The sequence below is a fragment of the Curtobacterium sp. B18 genome, from assembly GCF_000333375.1.
In the GTDB taxonomy this organism is placed as follows: Bacteria; Actinomycetota; Actinomycetes; order Actinomycetales; family Microbacteriaceae; genus Curtobacterium.
In genome coordinates, this window is the sequence record NZ_BACZ01000689.1 from 1 (window position 1) to 1,518 (window position 1,518).

Genomic DNA, 1,518 nt, shown 5'->3' on the forward strand with positions numbered 1-1,518 from the left:
AGCTGGTCCCGGGGATCCTCTAGAGCCAGATCCTGATGGGCGCCGCGGCGGCCGGCTGGGTCGGGTTCTCGTTCGACGGCCCCGCCGCGATCCACATCCCGCTCACGATCGTCGCCGGCATCGTCGGCGGTGCGGTGTGGGCCGGCATCGTGGGCGTGCTCAAGGCACGGACGGGCGCGAACGAGGTCGTCCTGACGATCATGCTCAACTACGTCGCGCTCTACCTCGTGAGCTACATGCTCCGCACGCCGGGCCTCCTGCAGGCACCGGGCAGCCCGAACCCGATCTCGCCCGCGACGAAGGACAGCGCGGTGCTGCCGCCGCTGTTCGGACCGCGGTACGGCGTGGACCTCGGCTTCGTGGTGGCGATCATCGCGGTCGTCGTCGTGTGGTGGCTCGTCAACAAGTCCTCGCTCGGCTTCCGGTTCCGCACCATCGGTGAGAACCCGCGCGCCGCCCGCGTGGCCGGCATGAGCGTGCCGTCCCTGACCATCTGGGTCCTCGTCATCTCCGGTGCCCTCGTCGGCATCGCGGGCGCGTACCAGGTGCAGGGCGCGGTCACGACGGGCTTCACCTCCGGCATCGACGCCGGCATCGGGTTCGACGCCATCACCGTGGCCCTCCTCGGCCGGTCGAAGCCGTGGGGCGTGTTCTGGGCGGCGATCCTGTTCGGCGTGCTGAAGAACGGCGGCTACGCCATGCAGGCCGCGAACGGCATCCCGATCGACATCGTGGGCGTCATCCAGGCCCTCATCGTCCTCTTCATCGCGGCCCCGCCGCTCGTCCGCGCGATCTTCCGGATCCCGCAGCCGGGCGCCCGTCGCCGCGTCTCCACGAAGAACAGCAAGAAGGCGGTCGCCGCGTGAGCACCCTCAGCCCCACCGCGCCCAGCGCGTCCCCGCTCGCCGGCCGTCCGGTCGAGACGACCCGCAGCTGGAAGCTGGCCATCGGGTACGGCGTCTTCACGCTGATCGCCCTCGTCCTCTTCGCGCTGCTGCCCCGCACCGGGACGACCACGTTCCGCCTCGCGAACAGCGGCGACTTCTTCGCCCTGCCCGACGTGCCGCTGCCGGCCGTCGCGACCGGGATCGTCGTGGTCGTGCTGCTCGCCGTGCTCACCGTGTACGCGCTCGTCGAGACCCGTGCGCTCCGCCGCGTGCCGATGTGGGTCACCGCGGTGTTCGCCGTCGTGTTCGTGATCGGGTTCCTGACCTGGGCCGCGGCGGGCAAGTCCCTGCCGATCCCCGGTCTGCTGCTCGGCGCGCTGAGCCTCAGCGTCCCGCTCGTGTTCGGCGCCCTCGGCGGCGTCATCTCGGAGCGCGTCGGTGTCGTGAACATCGCGATCGAGGGCCAGTTCCTCGCCGGTGCCTTCAGCTCCGCGATGGTTTCTCCTTGAGGCCGACGAGGTGGTCCTGCTTGCCCTCCATGGCCGCCTGCGTGAGGACGCGGGTGGTCTCCTGGAAGGACGCGGCGGACAGCCACGACTCGGTCGCGAGGGACGCCTTCGTGATGCCCATG

Annotated in this window: 1 protein-coding gene and 1 pseudogene; both read left to right on the forward strand. The window is 70.8% G+C overall.

The window, feature by feature from the left end; all coding sequences use genetic code 11:
- Window positions 1-26: 26 nt before the first annotated feature.
- Window positions 27-866: pseudogene (locus tag I5E_RS18420) on the forward strand (ABC transporter permease); the annotation flags it as partial.
- Window positions 863-1,396, forward strand: coding sequence for a hypothetical protein (locus tag I5E_RS18425; protein WP_049973553.1), 534 nt, complete (start codon window positions 863-865; stop codon window positions 1,394-1,396). The pseudogene I5E_RS18420 and the gene I5E_RS18425, both read left to right, overlap by 4 nt.
- Window positions 1,397-1,518: the final 122 nt, after the last annotated feature.